Below are 20145 nucleotides of genomic sequence, written 5' to 3' on the forward strand. Positions count from 1 at the left end.
TAGCTGAAGGGTATTTGGACCCTTGTTGCAACTAATAAAGTGCAGCCCCACATGAAGGACAGCAGATATGAATAATATGTTCGAAAATCATCCGGAGCCTTTATCGGACAATGTAGTCTGGGACATGTTTAAAAATGGAGATGACCGGTGCCTAAACATGCTTCTTTCCAGATATTTTCGCCCGATGCTCCATTATGGAAGCAAATTTACCAAAGACCGCTTTTTAGTTGAAGACGTCATTCAAGATCTTTTTCTGGAATTTCTGGAAAAAAGACACCGGCTTGGGGATCCTGCATCGGTGAAGAACTATCTCCTTAAATGCCTTCGGAATAACTTAATAAGAGCATTGAAAGCGCAAGGTGGACAGCAAGATTTAGATGGAGATTATGATCTGGCCGTTGAGTCGGATAATATGGAAAAGTTTTTGATCGAACTTGATGAGTCGGCTGAGCTCAGTTCAAAAATCAATAATTATTTTTCTCTTTTGACATCTCGTCAGCGAGAGTGTCTTTTTCTTCGGTTTTACCAGGACATGTCCAATGAGGAGATCGCTCAGGTGATGGGCATCAACAAACAGTCCGTATCCAACCTGCTGGCCAAAAGCATCTCAGTTCTGAAAGAGAACTGGGTCTATGTCTTCATATATTTCCAAAGCATCGTTGACTAATTATCAGTCACTTAATTACCAATTTGAATTTTATTTTGAAAAAATATCGTGATTTTGAGTATAAAGCCTCTCTATTTTTCTAATCGTATATAATAGGCAATAATTCAATTTCATGAATAAGTATAACAATTTTAAGTCTTCCGATTTTATCAGTGATTCTTCGTTTCGTGCCTGGGTATACGGCCAGAGCCAGGAGAACGAGGTGAATTGGGAACTTGTTACTTCACAGAATCCTTCTGTAAAAAAAGAGATGGAAATTGCCAGGCTGTTTCTGAAAAATGTCGAAGGGCACACCACTTCCATCTCTGACCAATATATCGAGGGTTTATCCGAGCGCATTCTTGAAAAACACAGAAAACTTTCGTCTTCAACAGGATTGAGTCAGCGACGTTGGTACGATGTATCCAGTCGCCTGTTCTATATGGCAGCTGCCATTATCGCGTCTTTCGGTATCGCCTGGTTTTACTTTATCAATTCGCAAAAGCTGTCTGTAAATAAAACTGACATCACCTGGATTTCACCTGGGCAAAAGCTGATAAACAAAGTAAACAATACGTCGAATCCGGAGCTGGTTGTTTTGAAAGATGGTAGTAAGGTAACTGTGCAGCCAGGAAGCTCCATCACTTACCTGGAAGCGTTTGATGGACAGGAACGCAATGTTCAACTGGACGGAGAGGCATTTTTTGATGTGGCTAAGAATCCTGGCAGGCCCTTTCTGGTTCACTTCAATAATTTAACTGTACGGGTATTGGGAACAAGTTTTAATATCCGTTCATATGGAAATGAAGATGGAATTAAAGTGACTGTGAAAACCGGAAAAGTATCGGTCTTTAAAAACCAGGAGGATCTTCAGAAACAAAACCAATCCAATCCTCCATTACCTGCAATTATGCTTACAGCTAATCAGGAAGTATTCTACAAAAAAGCGCAGGGCTATTTTGAAAGAAGTGTGGCCGCCCGCACGCAGATCATTGACAAGACTATATCTGAACAGGATTTTATTTTCAACGAAACCCCTCTAAGTACCATATTTAGTCAGCTTGACAAAGCGTATGGTATACCTATCATATTTGATGAACAGCAAATCCATGAATGCTCGCTCACCGCATCTCTCGCTGATGAACCGTTACTGGAAAAACTAAATCTGATCTGCAAAACTATAAACGGTTCTTACGAAGTCATTGACGGACAGATCGTGATGAACATCAAAAGCTGCAGAAATTCTATTCAATAAATTTCCCACCTTAATATTCACTATCATATGGTTACATAGCTACATCATAAAAAAGACCAGTAGTGTTTGCGCCACTACCGGTCCAATCCTCCCCTTGTTTAACTAAACGAATATGGTTTTTCATTACAAAAACCAAAGGGAATTGTTTTGCCCAAAAATCTCACTAATTGATACAAAACAAATCAAAAGTATGAATGTAAATCTAGTCTTCCAACGCTTACTATTGCTTTTTATGAAAGTGACGTTGATTCAATTCTTCCTGATTGTGTTGTTCACAGATCTTGTCTGTGCGCATAACTCACATGCACAGGAAATATTGCAGCAAAGGGTTACCTTGAAATTGGATAACAGCGAAATCCGAACCGTATTATCAAAAATTGAGGCTGCAGCCAAAGTAAAATTTATGTATAGCCCGGAAATGATTCAGTCCCGGCGGAAAGTGAATCTGAATGTGAATAATGAGCGGCTGGATCAGGTGTTGAGTCAGTTTCTGTCTCCATTGAAATTGACCTATGAAGTAAATAAGCGCACAATCATTCTCAATCCTGATCCTGTGCAGAATCAACAAAATCTACAGCCTTTGCGCAGATCAGAGAGCAGTGTTCCTTTTAAGGTAAATCTTACAGGTAAGGTAACAGACGAGAAAGGAGAAGGACTACCAGGGGTTAATATTGTTCTGAAAGGAACCCTTTCCGGAACAACCACAGATACCGAAGGGAAATACAGTCTGGAAATTCCCGACAACTCAGGGACGCTGATATATAGTTTTCTCGGCTACAAAACGATTGAGAGAGAGATAGGCAACCAGGCTATCATCGATGTGCAGATGCAATTTGACGATAAGTCATTGGAAGAAGTAGTGGTGGTAGGTTTTGGTCTTTCAAACAAGAAAGAAACGGTGTCTGGAGCTATTTCGACTGTAAATGCCGATGAGCTGTCACATGCAAGTACGGTTACATCTGCAGGTGCTCTGGTCGGCAAAATGCCAGGTGTCACTTTCAGACAAACCTCTGGCCGACCCGGTAGTGCACCAACGCTTCAAATTCGTAACTATGGAACGCCATTGGTCATTATTGACGGGATTCAGAAAGATTACGGAAGTTTTGCTCAGCTTGATTTCAATGATATTGAAAATGTCTCTGTACTCAAAGATGCGTCTGCCTCTATTTACGGGATGCAGGCAGCCAATGGTGTGGTGGTCGTAACGACGAAGCAAGGCAAGCGTAACCAAAAGCCCGTGATCACATTGCAAGGCTATTATGGACTTCAAAAACCATGGGGCTATAATAAGCCGGCTGATGCTGCCACCTATATGAAGTCTATCATTCAGGATGAGACCTATAATAACGTACCTGAGTCGGCCAGAACCATCAACAGGGAGGAATATGCCAAATGGGTGGCAGGTACAGAACCCGGCTATCAGTCCTTTGATTGGTATAATCACATCTGGCAAACCAGACCTCAGGTATACGGGAGTGTGAATGTATCAGGAGGAAGCGACAATACCGACTACTATATCAGCTTTAACCGTATTGAGCAAAAGAGTATGCTTCGCAATTTCCATGGATTTGACCGGACAAACTTTCAGAGTAACATCAATATCAACCTCACCAAAAAGCTGAAGGTAGGCATGAACATTAATGGTCGCCTGGAACGTAACCGACAGCCCGGACTTCCTGGAGATGATTATGATTTCGCTTTACAGGCAGCCTTCAGGAATTTACCTACGAAACGTCCGTTTGTAAACGACGATCCTCGTTACCCTGGCATTTCTGCGATCGATCCTCAGTTTAGCTATGGATGGATCAACGAATCAACTTCGGGGGTTTACCAGTCTCAGGTACGCATTATGCAACTGAACGGTAATGCCGAGTATAAAATTACCAATGCTCTGAAAGCGAGGGCTCTTGTGAGCTACTGGTACAGAAATATTCGTAATGATCTTCAGGAGAAATCTCCGTTACTTTATAGATATGACAATGCGGCAAGCACCTACAACATCGCTTACCAGGGTAATGCAAGGTATTTGGAGCGCTATGTACAGAATGCAGAGGAAATGACCAGTAATGTGCAACTTGATTACGAGAAAACTTTCCAAAAGCATCACGTACATCTGGTCACTGGTATGGAAACAAAAACGGCTAACTATCCCGGTGTTTATATATGGGGAAATCAGGAAGCAAACGGAATACCCTTCCTTACCACCAAATCCACTGCCAATGTCAGAGATGAAATTCCTTTTAATCAAAACCGTTTAGGCGTTTTGGGCAGATTTAACTACGATTATGACAATAAGTATATCCTGGAAATGTCGGGCCGTTATGATGGATCCTACTTTTACAAAAAAGGAAAGCGCTTTGGATTTTTCCCATCCGCATCCGCTGCATACCGGATTTCCCAGGAAGACTTCTGGAAGAACAACTCGTTTTTAAGTTCAACGATCGACGAGGTGAAAGTCCGTGGTTCTTATGGCGTATTGGGTAAAGAGCTCGGTAGTGCACTCACCTACATCACAGGTTACAACTTCAATCAGGGATCAGCCATCCTGGATGGAAGGGATGTTGTATCAAGCCGTATTACCGGCCTAGCGACGGATAACATTACCTGGGGTCGTGTGTATGTGCTGGATCTTGGTATTGATGTAGGTCTGTTTCGTAGCCGCCTGACTGGGGGATTTGATTATTTTGACCGTCACCAGACAGGAGAACTTGCAAGCCGTTATGATGTGCTTCTTCCCAATGAAATTGGATTTGGTCTGCCGGCAGAAAACCTAAATAGCGATCATACAAAGGGTATTGAAATGAATTTGGCCTGGAAAGATAATATCCGCGATTTCAGTTATTTTGTAGGAGGTAATTTCACTTTTTCCCGCTGGATCACAGGTACACGCTACAAGCCAAGATGGGCAAATTCTTATGATCGCTTCCGCGATTTGGGAAATACAGAAGGACGCTTTCGTGATGGTAGTTTTCAACTTGTATCGACCGGGCAGTTTCAAAGCTGGGAGCAGATTGCCAATCATCCTATTGATCAGGATCACTTCGGAAATACCACTATTCGCCCCGGAGATTATATTTATCAGGACACCAATAACGATGGTTTCATCACTGATCTTGACATGAATAATGTAACCTACCGGGTAAACAGTGGTACCCCATGGCTCAACTTTGCTTTCAATGCCGGAGCGAATTGGAAGGGTTTTGATTTCAGGGCGGAGTTTGTCGGAGGATCCAAATTTACCTACGAGCAACAATGGGTGATGCGCTATTTTGATGGTAATACCAATGTATCGCAGTACCTGGCCGATAACTCTACATGGTATAAGGATATCTGGGATAAGAACAGCGGTTTCGATATAGGCCGTTATCCCTTACTGACCAAAGGTGTAAATAACTGGATGAATACGCACTGGCCTAACAGCAATTGGCAAACCAATGTTACCTACCTGAAACTGAGAAATATCGAACTGGGTTATAACCTGCCTGAGCATATAGTGAAAAAGGCAAAACTCAGCGGTCTAAGGATTTATGTGACAGCTCAGAATTTTGTGACTTTTACAAATATGCCAGGAGGCCTGGATCCTGAAATGGGTCACAACGGAGGAATTGCCTACCCCAATCCGAGGCTGGTTAATGCTGGTTTTGTCCTGAAACTTTAATTCCTTTATTTAGAAAAATCATGAAAATTTCCTTTCGTTTCCTGATCATCGCTTTCCTATTATCCATGGGAGGATGTATAACCCAACTGGATACTGAACCAACTAATATATTACCTGAGTCAGGTGTTTTTACGGATAAGGCACTCGCCCAATCCGTACTGGCTAATTTTTATAACTCTGTCAATTATGGACAACATAATGGCAACCATAGTAATTATCATTTACTGGACGAGGCAAATCTGTCTTACGGGCCCGCTACAACAACTGACGCCGAAAAAATAATTCCACGCGAATTTTTTCAGACCTATGATTACGGACTTGTTCGTAGAATGAATCAATTTCTGGCCGGTATACGATCTGCTCCTGCAAGAGCTGCTTTATTAGAGGCGGATCGCAGTAACCTGGAAGCGCAATGCATCTTCCTGCGCGCCTGGTACCATTTCTGTATGGCACGCAGTTTCGGCGGAATGCCGATTTTGGGCGATACTGTTTTTACCTATGAGTCTGGAATTGATCCGGAACGTTTCCAGGTTCCGCGCTCAACAGAAGCCGGCATTTACGACTACGTTATCGCACAGTGCGATTTGGCTGCTGCCAACCTGGCCACATCTAAAACTACAAACGGAGGCATTGCAAACAAGTGGGCAGCTTTGATGCTGAAGGCACGTGCAGCGGTGTATGCTGGGTCCATTGCCAACTATGGCAATAAGCTTACACCGACAGTTCGTACACCCAATTGGGAAGCAGGCATACCAGCAGACCAGGCAGAGAAATACTATAAACTTGCACAAGAAACCGCTGAGCAGGTCATTACACAGGGCCCGTATGTATTACAAATCGACGCAACCAACCTGGGTGAGTCTTTCTATAAAGCTACAAGTGTCAAAGCGGGAAATACTGAAGTAATCTGGGCAATGGACCGCCTTCGGCCGAATGTAGTAACGCAATTTACAAACTTTGTAATGCCTTATTCACAGCGGGACTTCACAGAAGGGAATGCTTTGGGAGCTGTGCTGAATTTGGTCGAAGCTTTTGAAAATAAGGATGGGACTGCCCCGGCTATCAAAACAACTACGGATGGCGGCGCCTATGTTTTCTACAACTCAGTAGAAGAACCGTTTATAAAAAAGGATTCACGTTTATGGGGTACCGTTATATACCCCAACGCAACATACAGGCAAACTCCTGTGGTGCTGCAGGCCGGACAGCTCAATAAATCAGGTGATGCTTATGTTCTGAGAACTTCCTCTGTTAATGGAAGAGACGCGCAGGGGAATCTGATTACTTCTCTAAATGGTCCTGCGTCCAACTCGGACAATTTTGTGAATAAAACGGGGTTTCTGGTTCGTAAATTTTTAGATGAATCTCCAAATGCAGGGCTGAATCCCGGCTTCAGTGAGATGTGGTGGCCACGGTTCAGAATCGCAGAAGCATATCTGATTGCAGCTGAAGCTGCTTTTGAACTGGGCGACAAAACCAAGGCTGTTATACATATTAATGCAACCCGCAAACGTGGAGGCATACAGCCGTTGACAGCGTCGACTATGACCTTCAACCATATCGTCAACGAATACCGCGTTGAATTTGCTTTTGAAGATCATCGGTTTTGGGATTTGAAACGCTGGCGGCTTGCCCATACAATATGGAATGGCATTCCCAACGATCCAACTGCACAGATGTATTCATTATACCCATACAAGGTGGTGGCACCGGGTGATGTTAATGACGGTAAATGGGTGTTTACAAAACAAGTATCTTTCAAAATGGCACCTAATCCACGTAATTTCCCATTAATGAATTACTACGCTGCAATTCAACCAGGTTGGCGTGCAAATAATCCCAAGCTAGTAAACAATCCATTACAATAAGCCGTAACATGATGACTATACGATCCATCTACCGAATATTTTTCGTCTCTGTAATTGCCAGTCTGCTATATGGATGCAGTACCGAGATTGATAACTGGAGCTATCCTACTTCCACGGTTTCCGGCCGGTTTTTATACAAAGGCCAATCCATGCAGCTCATGGGCACCGCGTCCGACGCAACTGGTTCCAATATGCTTCAGTTACACCAAACTGGTGAAGGTTGGGTACAGGGTTTTGTGAAGGTGTTTACCAAAGATGATGGCAGCTTTACCGTCAATACCTTTGACGGAGATTATTATCTTAACCTGACACCAGGCAGGGGACCATGGCAACCTAATACAGACACGCTTCGTTTTTCATTGAACAAGTCTGCAGAGAATCTGAATTTTGAGGTTACGCCTTACTTTTGGATTTCCAATTATACGAGCAGCTATACTGATTCAGTATTTACCGCATCGTTTAATCTGGAACAGATCGTAGCCTCAGCAGCACTGGAAAGGGTTGTGATCCAATTAGGCACCACAGCTATCGTAGATAATGTATCTAAAACGTATGAACAATCATTCACGACCTTGGTACCAGGTTCAAATACCATTAGTCTAAACCTAAAAACCTTAACGGCCAACCAAAAAGCAAATTTGAGAAAAACGGGATTGCTGTTCGCACGCGTTGGTGTTAAAACCAGAAATGTAACGGATCTGATCTATTCGGAAACAACGAGTTTATGAAGTTATTGATTCGTTGAAAGAATAAATTGTGAGCTGCTAATTGATAAAAATGGCAGGAAATACTTACAAAAGTTAGAGTTATGTGATCAGTATTAACCGGATACAGTGTTATCCGGTTAATCTCGTTTTCCCGCCGCAATTACTTCACAGAAGGTACAGGGAAACATTTCGTGTCAAACCTTTTAAATCAAAGTCACGCTTTATGAATGACAAAATCAACTTCAATTCAGAAATGGCATTAAGATGGTTTATATTTCTACCTGCAATTGTATCTATTTGTGTAGTTTCAGGTCTGATATCCGGTATTTATAATGCCATCCGGATGGTGCTGATTCAAATGATGAAAGATATCTGTAAGTCTTACTGACCTGTAATCATGTTTAACTGAATGTATGATATGCCAGTAATATCATATCAAATTGACCTACTAAGACTTTATCAATCATATTACCCTAAACAGTTTTGATTTTATTCATAAAAAATACTAATCTATATGAATATCATGAAAAAAGTACTCGTATATACGTTAACTTTTTGCTGTATATATGCGTGTTGCGGGCATAAGAACAGTACTGGCAGGCGAGCTGAGAAAAACAGAATGCCAGATATTATGATATCAGAGACTCTGAAAACACCCGAAAAAAGAGCTGATCTGATTAAATTGACAGAGGTCTTATCTCAGAATTTAGGCACCAAGGACAACCAGTTTATTTTCAAGCTCAATAAAAAAGAATTCAAGAAGACCGGCCTTCCAAAAGAGTACTATCATAAAATAATGAGGGAAATAAAGACAAACAATGAATTTATTGATGCTAATAATCTCAATGCGGATGAGCTTTTACAAACTATAGATTTTAATCAGAAAACGGTAAATGATTTATAGTAGCAGCCCAAGTGTATACTAAAACCTATAACCCTTATGAATTGATTCTAACAGTCATTCTATAAAAGGAAATCCTGATACAAAAGATCAGGATTTGGCTAAATTATCATTTAATGTCAGTTTGATATCAAAACACTACCAGAGATATCAAACTAATATACTCAATAGTTCAACGTGTTTACCCATTTGGGCTCTTCAGGACATAATCGACATCTTCCACTTGTTCCATCCAATCAACGACCTTGCCGTCCAGCTGCTCCTGAATTGCAATATGTGTCATTGCCGTAGTGGCCGTTGCGCCATGCCAGTGCTTTTCACCAGCTGCAAACCAAACAATATCTCCCGGGAAAATCTGTTCAACCTCACCTCCCTGTTTTTGTACCCAGCCCGCTCCCGAAGTCACAATCAGCGTCTGACCTAACGGATGTGTATGCCAGGCAGTGCGGGCACCAGGTTCGAATGTCACGCTTGCCGCCTGAGCACGTCTGGACTCATTAGGTTGGAACAAAGCATCAATACGTACCTTTCCCGTGAACCAGTCATCAGGTCCGACACCGGATGGATGAGAGCCAATTCTTGTTATTTCCATATCTGATATTTATAAATAAGTTGGTTTGATCAATAAGTCAGGGACATGATTTAAAAGCATTGTATTCCTTATCTAAGACAGGTTGCAGCCATTCGACGATACGCAAATTAGATAAGCTTATCTGGTGTAATAGGTAAGTTACGAACCCGCTTCCCTGTTGCATTAAATACTGCGTTTGCAATTGCTGGAGCAACACCAATGATGGCAATCTCACCCAACCCTTTACTACCTACCGGATCAGCCAAAAGATCAGGTTTGTTCACAAAATAGACGTCAATATCAGCCACATCTGCATGCACCGGAACATGATAATCACCGAAATCCTTCGTAACGTAACGGCCATATCGATGGTCCATAACCGCATCTTCCGTTAAAGCCATTCCAATGCCACCTGTTGCTCCGCCTATCATTTGGCTTTCGGCTGTTTTGGGACTTACTATTGTGCCTGCATCTGCGCAACAAACAATTTTCTTCACCAGGACCTGACCCGTAAACGGATGTACATGTACCATTGCAAAGTGCATTGAAAACGCATTCATCGAGTACTTCTTGCCATTCTCACTAGGTTTTGATTCCTGCGTTGTTTCTATTTTTTGTACATTGTTTTGTTTGAACAACTCATTCAATTTGACCTTTACAGAAGACTTTGCAGTAAGCTTAAACTCATCTTTATCAAACATGATATCATCCGGTTTCGCGGAAGCAAACGTAGAACCGTCCTTTGCAGCGGCCATCGTAATCAACTGTTCCTTGAGCGCATTACAAGCAGCCTGCACAGCAGGTCCGACGCTGTTCACTGTTGACGAGCCGCCTTGCAATCCGGCATTTGGAAATTCTGAACTACCCAGGTGAAATACAATTTTCTCCGGATCAATCCCGGTGTTATTGGCTGCAACCTGTACCATGGCCGTTGCAGTACCAGGGCCGATATCAGTGATGGCGCAGTGCATTACCAGATAACCTTCCATATCCAGTTCCGCACGCACCGTTGCCGGACCACGATTCGCTCCAAAAGTACCTGTTCCCATGCCATAACCAACAAGCCATTGCCCATCACGCAGGGTGCCCGGTTTTAATTTACGGTTTTCCCAACCAATCCTTTTTTTGCCTTCCTCATAACATTCCCGCATGTATTTGGTCGACCAGGGCATATTTTTGTCCGGATCGGACTCCGTGTAGTTAGCGAGCCTGAAATCAATAGGATCCATTCCGATTGTATGGGCCATTTCATCCATCGCTGATTCCAATGCAAAAGCTCCAGTTGCTTCACCGGGCCCCCGCATCCAGATTGGTGTTGCGACATTGAGAGGCAGCAGACGATAGCGTGTGCTGACGCTCGGAGAAGCATACATCATACGGGTTTGCATCAATGTCGATTCCGTAAATTCTTCATAAGTCGACGTCTGACCAATAGAATGATGGTTAATCGAAAGCAGTTTTCCATCTTTGGCAGCCCCCATTTGTATTTTTTGCCAGGTACGCGGGCGATAACCAACCATGGTAAACATTTGCTCACGGGTCAGCACCAATTTCACCGGCCTCTTCACCTGTTTTGCAGCAATGATAGCAGCTGATTCGTGCGGCCAGCTGTGCAGACCATTCCCAAATGCACCTCCTACGAATGTGGCGATGACCTTTACATTCTCCTCAGGAATATCCCATTCTTTGGCAAATGTCTTCTGGGTTGTTTTTGTCCCCTGTACTTTATCGTAAATGGTCAGCCGGTTATCTGCTTCCCAATGCGCGGTGATGGCTTGCAATTCCATGGGGTTATGCATTTCTGTAGGTAATACATATTCTGCATCTATCTTAAAAGGTGCAGATTCATAAGCGTCGGTTGGCCCTCGGTCGTAATCCGCTGTGGGAGATTTAGGATTCTTTTTGGCAGCTGCCGCTACGACAGCATTTTTAGTATTTGCTTCAAAATCCGTTTTGTGCTCCTGCTGGTTATATTGAACCTTCACCAGTGATGCGCCATACTGCGCTTTTTCAAGGCTGCTGGCTACTACAATAACAATTGGCTGGTCGTTCGAATACACTTTGTTATCATAAAACACACGCAACGGCTGACCACCGGTTGGCGGCTCGGAAGGATGTTCACTCTTCGGACTATATCCGGGAACTTTAATGACGTTCAAATGTGAAATCACCGCTATAACGCCCGGAGCGCGCTCTGCCGCCTTTGAATCTATACTTTTAATGGTCCCCTTGGCAATCCTGCTACCTACCAGCACACCATATGCCATATTGGGCAAGGTGTATTCTGCCGAGTATTTGGCGGCTCCGGTCACTTTCTGGTAACCATCTACCCTATCAAGCGGTTTATATTCTTTTTTATCGAAAAATGCTTCGTTCATAATCTTTTCATTTCAGGTGACAAAAGATATTTATACCAGACCAGCTGCATTTTTCAATGCTTCCACAATCACATTCGGACCTAGTTTTAACTTAAATGCATTGTGCTTGAATGCCTTTGCACCTCTCATCGCAATTTCAGCTGCCTGTCGGAACGTCTCTTCCGTAGCTGGTTTCCCCGCAAGTGCTTTTTCAGCATCTTTCAACCGCCAAGGTTTATGCGCTACCCCACCCATGGCAAGCCTGGCTTCTTTGATGTTTTGACCATCCATATCTAATGCTGCTGCCACAGACACCAAGGCAAAAGCGTAAGAAGCACGGTCACGTACCTTGGCGTAGTGGGTGTTTTTACTGAATGCGTTATCGGGAATTTCTACCGACATAATCAGCTCATTATTTTGCAGGGTATTGTCTTTTTCCGGCTGGCTGCCAGGTAGCCGGTGAAAGTCCTCAAATGGAATACTCCTTTCTCCCTTTGGTCCTGATACGATTACCATAGCATCCAATGCCACTAAGGCTACACACATGTCACTTGGATGCACTGCAATGCATTTCTCACTTGTTCCAAAAATCGCATGCATTCTGTTACTCCCTTCAATAGCCCCGCAGCCGCTGCCGGGTTCACGTTTGTTACAAGGTAGGGCAGTGTCGTAAAAATAGGAACACCGTGTACGCTGCATCATATTGCCTCCTACTGTTGCCATATTTCTGATTTGCGCTGAAGCTCCCGCATTTAAGGCCTTTGACAGCAGGGGGTGTTTCGCTAAAATCAGTATATCATCCGCCAACTGGCTGTTAAGCGCCAGCGCACCGATGCTGATCTTTCCAGCGTGCTGCTGGATATTGCGGAGCGGAACTGTATTAATGTCTACCAGTTGATTGGGAGCCATCACATTCCGCTTCATAAGGTCCACCAGGTTCGTACCTCCTGCGATAAATTTGGAATTGGCAGTGTTGGTCACAGCGCTTATCGCCGCTTTCGCTGTTGATGCGCGTTCGTATTGAAACTGTATCATAATTTGTGCCCCCCATTTTTAACTTCCTGAATCGCTTTGACAATGTTCGGATATGCTCCGCAGCGGCATATATTACCGCTCATAAACTCTTTGATCTCCTCTTTACTTTCGGCATGTCCTTCGTTGATGCATGCAATCCCGGACATGATTTGTCCCGGCGTACAATAGCCACATTGGAAACCGTCATGTTTAATAAATGCCTTTTGCATCGGATGAAGCTCATCACCCTTCGCGAGCCCTTCGATGGTTGTCACCTGCTTCCCTTCCTGCATAATCGCCAGGCTCAGGCAGGAAAGCACACGCTGGCCATTTACATGAACTGTACAAGCCCCACACTGACCATAGTCGCATCCTTTTTTGGTTCCGGTCAAATCCAGCTGCTCGCGCAATACATCCAGAAGCGTGGAGCGTGGCTCAACAGGCAACCGTTTTTTCACACCATTAACGGTCATGTTTACAGGTGTTGTCTCAAATGCTGCGTTGATCTTTTGTCCCAGATCATACTCAGCAGCCTTGGCGACTGTAACTGGCGTGATGGCAATGGCAGTTAGTATGGAAGATGTTTTCAAAAAGTCCCGGCGGGACTCGTGATTGTCTTCCTTTTGAGGTTTTTTGTTTGATTGATGTTTATCCATGGTGATCTTGATTAAAGAAATATGGTAGTCCTCGATTTCTAGCCTGAAGCGCATTTTTTTATTCAATTCCAAGAGGTTTTAAAACAATTGAACCAAAGCCTCTCGACCTGACCAATCTGTAGTTGATTGGCAGTGCATTGCATATCAGGATCTAGAAGCACTTCACCATTTTTGCAGGAATTCCGGCGACGACGGTGTCCGGCGGCACATTCCGGCTCACTACAGCACCGGCTGCAACGACTGCATTTTCTCCAATGGTTACGCCTGGCAATATCGTTGCGCCAGCTCCGATCCACGCATTTTTCCTGATGACGATCGGGGCCAGGAGGAGTGTTTTCCGATCTTCGGGATCGAGCGGATGGTTTTCAGATGTGAGGTTTACCCTGGGACCTATTTGCACATCATCTTCGATGGTAATCCCGCCAATATCCAGAAATGAGCAAGCATGATTGATGAAAACATTTTTACCGAGTCGGATCGAGCGCCCGAAGTTGGTGTAGAAAGGTGGAAGTATAGTCGTCGACTTGTCTATCTCTATCCCAATAATCTCTCCCACCCTTTTTCGTACCTCATCCTTGTCAGTTGCCTCAGCATTCATTTTGGTACAGAGTCTTATCGTTTGCGACACCACTTCTGAAAACCTCCCGTACTCAGGATCATCTTTCCGGATTGGAAGACCCAACCTCATTTTTTCAAAAATATCCTCCTCTTCTACCTGATTATTCATAGTTTACTTTTTTTACTCTAATTCAAATGTCACTGTTACATTTCCGGCTCCTAATGCTTCTTCAAGCCCGTATGTATCTGTGATACGCCCGAGTTTGGTGTAGGCATACTGTGTTGCAAAACTTTTGTAAAATAGCACCAGCACGTTTGAGCTATAGAGCATTAAGTCACCTGTATTTATCATTGCCGGATTTGATGCACTGGTTGGCAGGTTTGCAGCGAAATTGTAAAGCTTCTCATTTCCATTTAGCTCGCTCATAGAGATGGTAAGCGGTAATCTTGCTTTAAAAGCCGCCACCGTAGCATTATCAAAAAGCGAAGCAATAAACCTTTTCGAACCAATCTTAATTTTGAGCTGATTTGTCATGGTACTACTGGCGGTTTCATCATCACTCAGCACATTCGTAACAGGAATTGTCTGCTCATGTGTTTTACAGGCCATGTTTCCTATTAGTAAGAAAAGTCCGAAGTATAAGATCTGCAGGTTTTTTGTTTTCATCTTCTTTGGTATCTTTTTGCATAGCAAAGGTCGATCCGGAACAACTTCCAATTTTATATAGATTACAGCTTTATTTACCACTTTTACGGATTTAGATATCGCTGGGAGCATCCCTATCGTAGCATGACTATATTTGAATCTAATACGTTGAAATATGGAAAAAGTAGAAAGAATTGATACCGTAAAGCAATACAACAATTGGATCGGAGTCGATACGTTGCATCCTCTCGTCAGTGTCATCAATTTTAATGAAATACCAACTGTGCAGCATTTCAGAAGATACATGGGTGTATATGCCGTGTTCCTTAAAAGTATAAAATGTGGTGACATGACCTATGGGTGCCAGCCCTATGATTATGAAGATGGCACTTTAGTTTTCGTAGCACCCGGACAGGTATATGGTATTGACAGCAAGGGAATAGCCGTCAAACCATCAGGATATGCACTTATTTTTCATCCCGACCTGATCGCAGGCACGCACCTTGGGAAAATGATTAAAGAGTATACCTTTTTTTCCTATCAAGTCAGTGAAGCTTTGCATTTATCCAAAAAAGAGCGGGAAACAATTGTCGATTCTTTCGAAAAAATCAAAACCGAGATAGACCAGAACATTGATAAACACAGTAAGACGCTGATTGTCTCCAATATCGAACTGTTTCTCAATTACTGCATGCGGTTCTATGACAGACAATTCATCACACGGGTTAATGTGAATATAGATATTTTAGCACGGTTTGAAGAACTACTCAATGATTATTTTAAGTCAGGAAAAGCACAAACCTTAGGTCTTCCAAGTGTGGCGTACTGCGCTGAGAGTCTTTGTTTATCTCCCAACTATTTTGGAGATCTTATTAAAAAAGAAACCGGAAAAACGGCTTTGAATTTAATTCAATCCAGATTAATCGACGAAGCAAAAGTGAAAATTTTTGATGCCAATACATCGCTAGGCGAAATCGCCTATCAACTGGGATTTAAATATCAACAACATTTCACACGGTTGTTTAAACAAAAAACCGGCGTAACTCCCAATGAATACCGTAGTTTAAACTAAAATCACTACCTCATGCGGAGCAATAACCAGAATCTATTTTCGCTGAAGGTAAAGCGTAGCGGCCTTAGTGTATTCTGCAGAGGATTCGGTAGTCTGATCTTCGAATGCGAAAGATCATTAAAAGGGTATGCGGTGCAGAACGCAAATGTCCATCACGATTTTACTAACTACCTATTGACTTCCGGATGAGATCCAGCTGGGTCAGCAGTTGGTGCGCAAAGCAAGCTGCAAATACCCGGCGCCCTGCCCCTAATAGCGTGCTGTTTGCATTCTTTTACTATCCTGCAGATGGGAAAAATCCTGGTTTTGTCAGTGAGTATGACTTGTAGCAACCACTTGAATTGTTATTGCTGTGTGATAGAGCTGACTCCTTCTTTGCTAATGAAGTTAATCTTCGGTAACAGGCTCGTTCAATATGTAATTAACTGGTTCCTAGAAACAAGGGTTCCTACATCATCCGGGATATGATTTTGGCGGGCGATTTGTCTCAAATGCCCCTGCTAATTGTCAAATACACGGTGCACCAACGCAGCAAGTTGCATTTATCTTTGTCATACGCAAATATCAAACTGCGTGGCAAATCTAAACACTTACCAAAATGGCAAAGCAAATTTTTATTAATCTGGCAGTGAAGGACCTGAGCAAGTCTATGGACTTTTACACCAAACTCGGATTCAACAATAACCCGCAGTTTTCGGATGATTCAGGAAAATGCATGGTATGGAGCGAGTCAATCTACGTAATGCTTCTCACCCATGAAAAGTTTGCATCCTTCGCTACCAAACCGATTGCGGATACGAAATCAAATGTGGCCGGATTATTCTCGCTGTCTGTGGATAGCCTTGACGAAGTGCACACTGTAACTGAGGCAGGTTTGGAAGCCGGAGGAACCGAACCTAATGAAATCAGGGATTATGGATTCATGCAACAGCGCACCATAGAAGACTTTGACGGGCACACCTGGGAGATTTTCTTTATGGACATGTCAAAACTTCCGACTGAATAAAAGTAAATGAAAAGGAACAAAATCATTTTCTGGACGGCAACAATTATCATTGCTCTGTGGGAGGCCGTCATGCCGATCAGTACCTGGATCTTTGCACCGGAGTATATGACATTTGGCACCAGGGCACTTTTGTATCCCGATTACTTCGGATACTCGGTCGCTATAGCAAAGGTATTGGGTGTCATAGCCATCACTTACCCGAAAACGCCAGCCGTAATAAAAGAATGGGCTTATGCAGGCCTGGCATATACACTCATTTTCGCATTCATCAGCCATGCCTGTGTAGACAAAAATATCGGGTACATGCTTATGCCATTGGCTTTCCTTGGAATTTTGACAGTATCTTATATCTACAACAGAAAAATTAAGTTGAATCAATAAAATATCCGGATCATGCACAAAATAATTCCTAACCTTTGGTTTGATGGTAATGCACAGGATGCCGCTGAATACTATGTTTCCGTCTTTGCTGACGGAAAACTGATTCATACTACTTATTACCCGCTGACCGAAGCTGACGGGCTGGCTGATTTTCAGAAGGACTTTGCGGGGAAAGTGCTTACTGTCGAGTTCGAAATTTTAAATATGCGTTTTATTGCGATCAATGCCGGCCCGTTATTCAAATTCAATGAATCTGTGTCTTTTATGATACCCTGCAAAAATCAGGCTGAAATAGACTATTACTGGGACACACTCACTGCAAATGGTGGCCAGGAAAGTGTTTGCGGCTGGTTAAAAGATAAATACGGATTAAGCTGGCAGGTGTGTCCTGAAAACTGGGAAGAACTTAACAAAAAACCAGGCGCATACAAAAAGATGATGGAGATGAAAAAAATTGTTATTGCAGATTTTTAATGCAGTTAGGCAAAAAACTGAAACTGATTCGGAACAATTGGCGAATGCAGGAAAACTTAACTGTAGATACATAGTCATCAGTGCGTTATTCCTGCTTTCAAGCATTTGCTTTACACTTACTCCTTTTTAATCCTACAATAGCTCTGTTAACTAATTGGCTCGATCCTTGGGGTGATCAGATGAATGGTCAGCCAGGCAATGAGAAAAGATACACTGCATAGAAGGAAAATCACGTTGTATCCAGACACAAGATTACCCGCGCTTTTGTAGTGATCCAGGATCGTGCCGATTAGTAAAGGAAATAGCACCCCTCCTATTGCACCTGCCATGCCGCCGATACCTATCACTGAACTAACCGTGTTTTTAGGCAGCATATCCGAAACAATGGTATAAATATTTGAACTCCAAGCTGCGTTTCCTGCCACGGCAAGACCTATCAAACCTACTGCCGACCAAATATCAGTTACAAACCGCGCACCCATGATAGGTACTACACACAACGCTGCGAGAAAAAGGGCAGCTTTTCTGGATTTGGAAACACTCCATCCTTTTTTAATAAACCAAGATGAGAGAAAACCACCACCCACTGCGCCGATCGTAGCAGCAGAATAAACGATAACCAATGGCAATCCAGGCTTTTTAAGATCCAGATTGAATGTTGTACTGAAATAGGACGGAAGCCAGAAGAGAAAAAAGTACCAAATCGGGTCAGTCAAAAACTTCCCTGCAATAAATGACCAGGTAGGTCTAAGCGAGAAAAGTGCGGTCCAGCTTAGTTTCTGACTTTGCTCACCGGCCAAAGTATCCTGGTCGGCTTTGATCTCAGCTGCGGTATCATCAATACGGATATAGGAAAGCTCCGAGATTGAAAGTTTGGGATGCTGCTCCGGCTGGCGGTAAACCATACGCCAGGCGATCAGCCAGATAAAACCAATAGCACCGGTAATAATAAAAGCAGCCTGCCAACCGTATATTCCCAGAAGCCAGGGAACCATAATAGGTGCTACGCAGGCTCCGATGTTCGCTCCTGAATCAAAAATGCCCGTCGCCAATGCACGCTCTCTTTTGGGAAACCATTCTGTAACAGTCTTGACCGCGGCCGGGAAGTTTCCTGATTCACCTATTCCCAAAGCCGCTCTTGCCAAACCAAACCCAAAGGCGCTGCTCACCAATGCGTGGCACATGGCGGCTATGCTCCAGATGGTTACAGATATCGAGTAGCCTGATCTGGCACCGATCTTGTCAATGACTCTTCCGAAAACTACAAGACCAATGGCGTAGGTGGAAGAAAAAGCCATTACTATGTAGCTGTAGTCGGTTTCTGTCCAGTTGTACTGTTTTTCGAGAATAGGCTTCAAAAGACCCAATACCTGCCTGTCGAGGTAGTTGATCGTGGTTGCAAAAAAAAGCAGGGTGCAAATCACCCACCTGTAGTTTCCGGTTGATTTATCTGTCATAGTCGGGTTTAAAAACAGCTACATAGCCTGATTTGGTTGTTGGACAGGCCCGGCTGGTTGCCAGGCCATCGGATTAGTCAAATAGCACCGGAAAAACTTCAGCCTCAGTTTCTACCTGCTCGAAACTATCCTGATCAAGGAAAAGGTAAGCATTAGGCAGTGTGCGCAAAATCGTTGATGGATACTTTTCTGAAATATCCTCATTTAGTGTATGAAAGACAGCCTGCGCTTTTGATGGTCCGGGAACCATACTGTAGATATGTTTGGCTTTCAGCAACGCAGGGACACTCAACGTGTAAGCAACTTCCGGAACCTGATCCAGTGCATCGAAGCAATCTTCGTTCACCTGCTGCTGGCGACTTTCAACAGCCAGCTCAACTACCTTCACCAGTTGCGCTTCATTGAAGTCGGCAATGTCAGGATCATTGAAGGCAAGATGCGTATTTTCTCCTATACCCATGCACGTAATGTCAGTAGGATGCTCCAGCAGTAAAGCTTCATAACGAGAACATTCAGCTTTTGTATCACTTGCGCTGCCATCCAGACAGAAAACATTTGCAAACGGGACCCGGTCAAAGATTTTCTCTGACAGAAAATAAGAAAAATGTTGTTTGGCTCCTTTCGGAAGTCCTATATACTCATCCATATGAAAGGCGTTCACCCGTGTCCAGTCCACATCGAGCTTTATAAGTGTGGCTAAAAATTCATTTTGTGAGGCTGCAGCGGCAAATATGATGTTTACGGACTGCTGTTGTTTTAGCAGCTCATTTATTTTTTCAGCAACTGCTTCAGCAGCGTATTCTCCCAGCTGCTGTCTGTTTTCAAAAACTACCACGTTCAACTCTCCTGCCGTTCCCTTTTTAATCATTGTCATTTCGTGTGAATTTAAATTATTGTCTGTTATCTGACTATTGTTTT

At 43.3% G+C, this 20145-nt stretch carries 19 protein-coding genes; 11 read left to right on the top strand and 8 right to left on the bottom strand.

Annotation, left to right across the window (positions count from 1 at the left end; translation table 11 throughout):
- Nucleotides 1–157 precede the first annotated feature (157 nt).
- From AC1XUE_RS11590 to AC1XUE_RS11620, 7 genes are all read left to right on the top strand, one after another.
- Nucleotides 158–667 (top strand): RNA polymerase sigma factor, encoded by a 510-nt coding sequence (locus AC1XUE_RS11590; RefSeq protein ID WP_483356138.1) that lies wholly within the window; start codon nucleotides 158–160, stop codon nucleotides 665–667.
- Nucleotides 668–779: 112 nt separating this feature from the next.
- On the top strand, nucleotides 780–1901 hold the full coding sequence (locus tag AC1XUE_RS11595; RefSeq protein ID WP_483356139.1) for a FecR family protein: 1122 nt from the start codon (nucleotides 780–782) through the stop codon (nucleotides 1899–1901).
- Between the two features lie 190 nt (nucleotides 1902–2091).
- The gene (locus AC1XUE_RS11600) at nucleotides 2092–5559 is read left to right on the top strand and encodes a SusC/RagA family TonB-linked outer membrane protein (RefSeq protein WP_483356140.1); all 3468 of its coding nucleotides are present in this window, start codon (nucleotides 2092–2094) and stop codon (nucleotides 5557–5559) included.
- A 20-nt stretch (nucleotides 5560–5579) separates the two neighbouring features.
- Nucleotides 5580–7427: a RagB/SusD family nutrient uptake outer membrane protein gene (locus AC1XUE_RS11605; protein ID WP_483356141.1), complete on the top strand. Its 1848-nt coding sequence runs from the start codon at nucleotides 5580–5582 to the stop codon at nucleotides 7425–7427.
- 8 nt (nucleotides 7428–7435) lie between these two features.
- Complete coding sequence (locus tag AC1XUE_RS11610) at nucleotides 7436–8155, top strand: DUF3823 domain-containing protein (RefSeq protein WP_483356142.1); 720 nt, start codon at nucleotides 7436–7438, stop codon at nucleotides 8153–8155.
- Between the two features lie 202 nt (nucleotides 8156–8357).
- Nucleotides 8358–8522: a hypothetical protein gene (locus tag AC1XUE_RS11615; RefSeq protein WP_483356143.1), complete on the top strand. Its 165-nt coding sequence runs from the start codon at nucleotides 8358–8360 to the stop codon at nucleotides 8520–8522.
- Nucleotides 8523–8657: 135 nt separating this feature from the next.
- Nucleotides 8658–9038: a hypothetical protein gene (locus AC1XUE_RS11620; RefSeq protein WP_483356144.1), complete on the top strand. Its 381-nt coding sequence runs from the start codon at nucleotides 8658–8660 to the stop codon at nucleotides 9036–9038.
- Nucleotides 9039–9216: 178 nt separating this feature from the next.
- Here the strand turns inward: AC1XUE_RS11620 and AC1XUE_RS11625 are convergent, their stop codons facing one another.
- The 6 genes from AC1XUE_RS11625 to AC1XUE_RS11650 all read right to left on the bottom strand — a co-directional run bounded on the left by AC1XUE_RS11625 (nucleotide 9217) and on the right by AC1XUE_RS11650 (nucleotide 14858).
- The gene (locus AC1XUE_RS11625) at nucleotides 9217–9627 is read right to left on the bottom strand and encodes a (R)-mandelonitrile lyase (protein WP_483356145.1); all 411 of its coding nucleotides are present in this window, start codon (nucleotides 9625–9627) and stop codon (nucleotides 9217–9219) included.
- Between the two features lie 107 nt (nucleotides 9628–9734).
- Entirely contained in the window at nucleotides 9735–11984 is a 2250-nt protein-coding gene (locus AC1XUE_RS11630) for a xanthine dehydrogenase family protein molybdopterin-binding subunit (RefSeq protein WP_483356146.1), read from the bottom strand.
- Between the two features lie 30 nt (nucleotides 11985–12014).
- Nucleotides 12015–12998, bottom strand: a complete 984-nt coding sequence (locus AC1XUE_RS11635) for an FAD binding domain-containing protein (protein ID WP_483356147.1) — start codon at nucleotides 12996–12998, stop codon at nucleotides 12015–12017.
- A complete protein-coding gene (locus AC1XUE_RS11640) occupies nucleotides 12995–13633 on the bottom strand; it encodes a (2Fe-2S)-binding protein (protein ID WP_483356148.1) in 639 nt (212 codons plus the stop codon). Before AC1XUE_RS11640 ends, AC1XUE_RS11635 begins: the two co-directional genes overlap by 4 nt.
- Nucleotides 13634–13784: 151 nt before the next feature.
- On the bottom strand, nucleotides 13785–14360 hold the full coding sequence (locus tag AC1XUE_RS11645; protein ID WP_483356149.1) for a DapH/DapD/GlmU-related protein: 576 nt from the start codon (nucleotides 14358–14360) through the stop codon (nucleotides 13785–13787).
- A 12-nt stretch (nucleotides 14361–14372) separates the two neighbouring features.
- Nucleotides 14373–14858, bottom strand: coding sequence for a cyclophilin-like fold protein (locus AC1XUE_RS11650; protein ID WP_483356150.1), 486 nt, complete (start codon nucleotides 14856–14858; stop codon nucleotides 14373–14375).
- Nucleotides 14859–15012: 154 nt separating this feature from the next.
- Between AC1XUE_RS11650 and AC1XUE_RS11655 the strand changes: the two genes are divergently transcribed.
- The 4 genes from AC1XUE_RS11655 (at nucleotide 15013) to AC1XUE_RS11670 (ending at nucleotide 17770) form a co-directional block, all read left to right on the top strand.
- Nucleotides 15013–15909 (top strand): helix-turn-helix domain-containing protein, encoded by an 897-nt coding sequence (locus AC1XUE_RS11655; RefSeq protein WP_483356151.1) that lies wholly within the window; start codon nucleotides 15013–15015, stop codon nucleotides 15907–15909.
- 598 nt (nucleotides 15910–16507) lie between these two features.
- The gene (locus AC1XUE_RS11660; RefSeq protein ID WP_483356152.1) at nucleotides 16508–16915 is read left to right on the top strand and encodes a VOC family protein; all 408 of its coding nucleotides are present in this window, start codon (nucleotides 16508–16510) and stop codon (nucleotides 16913–16915) included.
- Between the two features lie 6 nt (nucleotides 16916–16921).
- Nucleotides 16922–17296 carry a DoxX family protein gene (locus AC1XUE_RS11665; RefSeq protein WP_483356153.1) on the top strand — a complete coding sequence of 125 codons (375 nt, stop codon included), beginning with the start codon at nucleotides 16922–16924 and terminating at the stop codon, nucleotides 17294–17296.
- Nucleotides 17297–17308: 12 nt separating this feature from the next.
- The gene (locus tag AC1XUE_RS11670; RefSeq protein WP_483356154.1) at nucleotides 17309–17770 is read left to right on the top strand and encodes a VOC family protein; all 462 of its coding nucleotides are present in this window, start codon (nucleotides 17309–17311) and stop codon (nucleotides 17768–17770) included.
- Nucleotides 17771–17916: 146 nt separating this feature from the next.
- On the opposite strand, the gene AC1XUE_RS11675 is transcribed toward AC1XUE_RS11670, so the two are convergent.
- Entirely contained in the window at nucleotides 17917–19227 is a 1311-nt protein-coding gene (locus AC1XUE_RS11675) for an MFS transporter (RefSeq protein WP_483356155.1), read from the bottom strand.
- 73 nt (nucleotides 19228–19300) lie between these two features.
- Nucleotides 19301–20101, bottom strand: coding sequence for a glucosamine-6-phosphate deaminase (locus AC1XUE_RS11680; protein WP_483356156.1), 801 nt, complete (start codon nucleotides 20099–20101; stop codon nucleotides 19301–19303).
- Nucleotides 20102–20145: the final 44 nt, after the last annotated feature.

This window comes from Dyadobacter sp. HNCC25DJ187 (assembly GCF_056895255.1).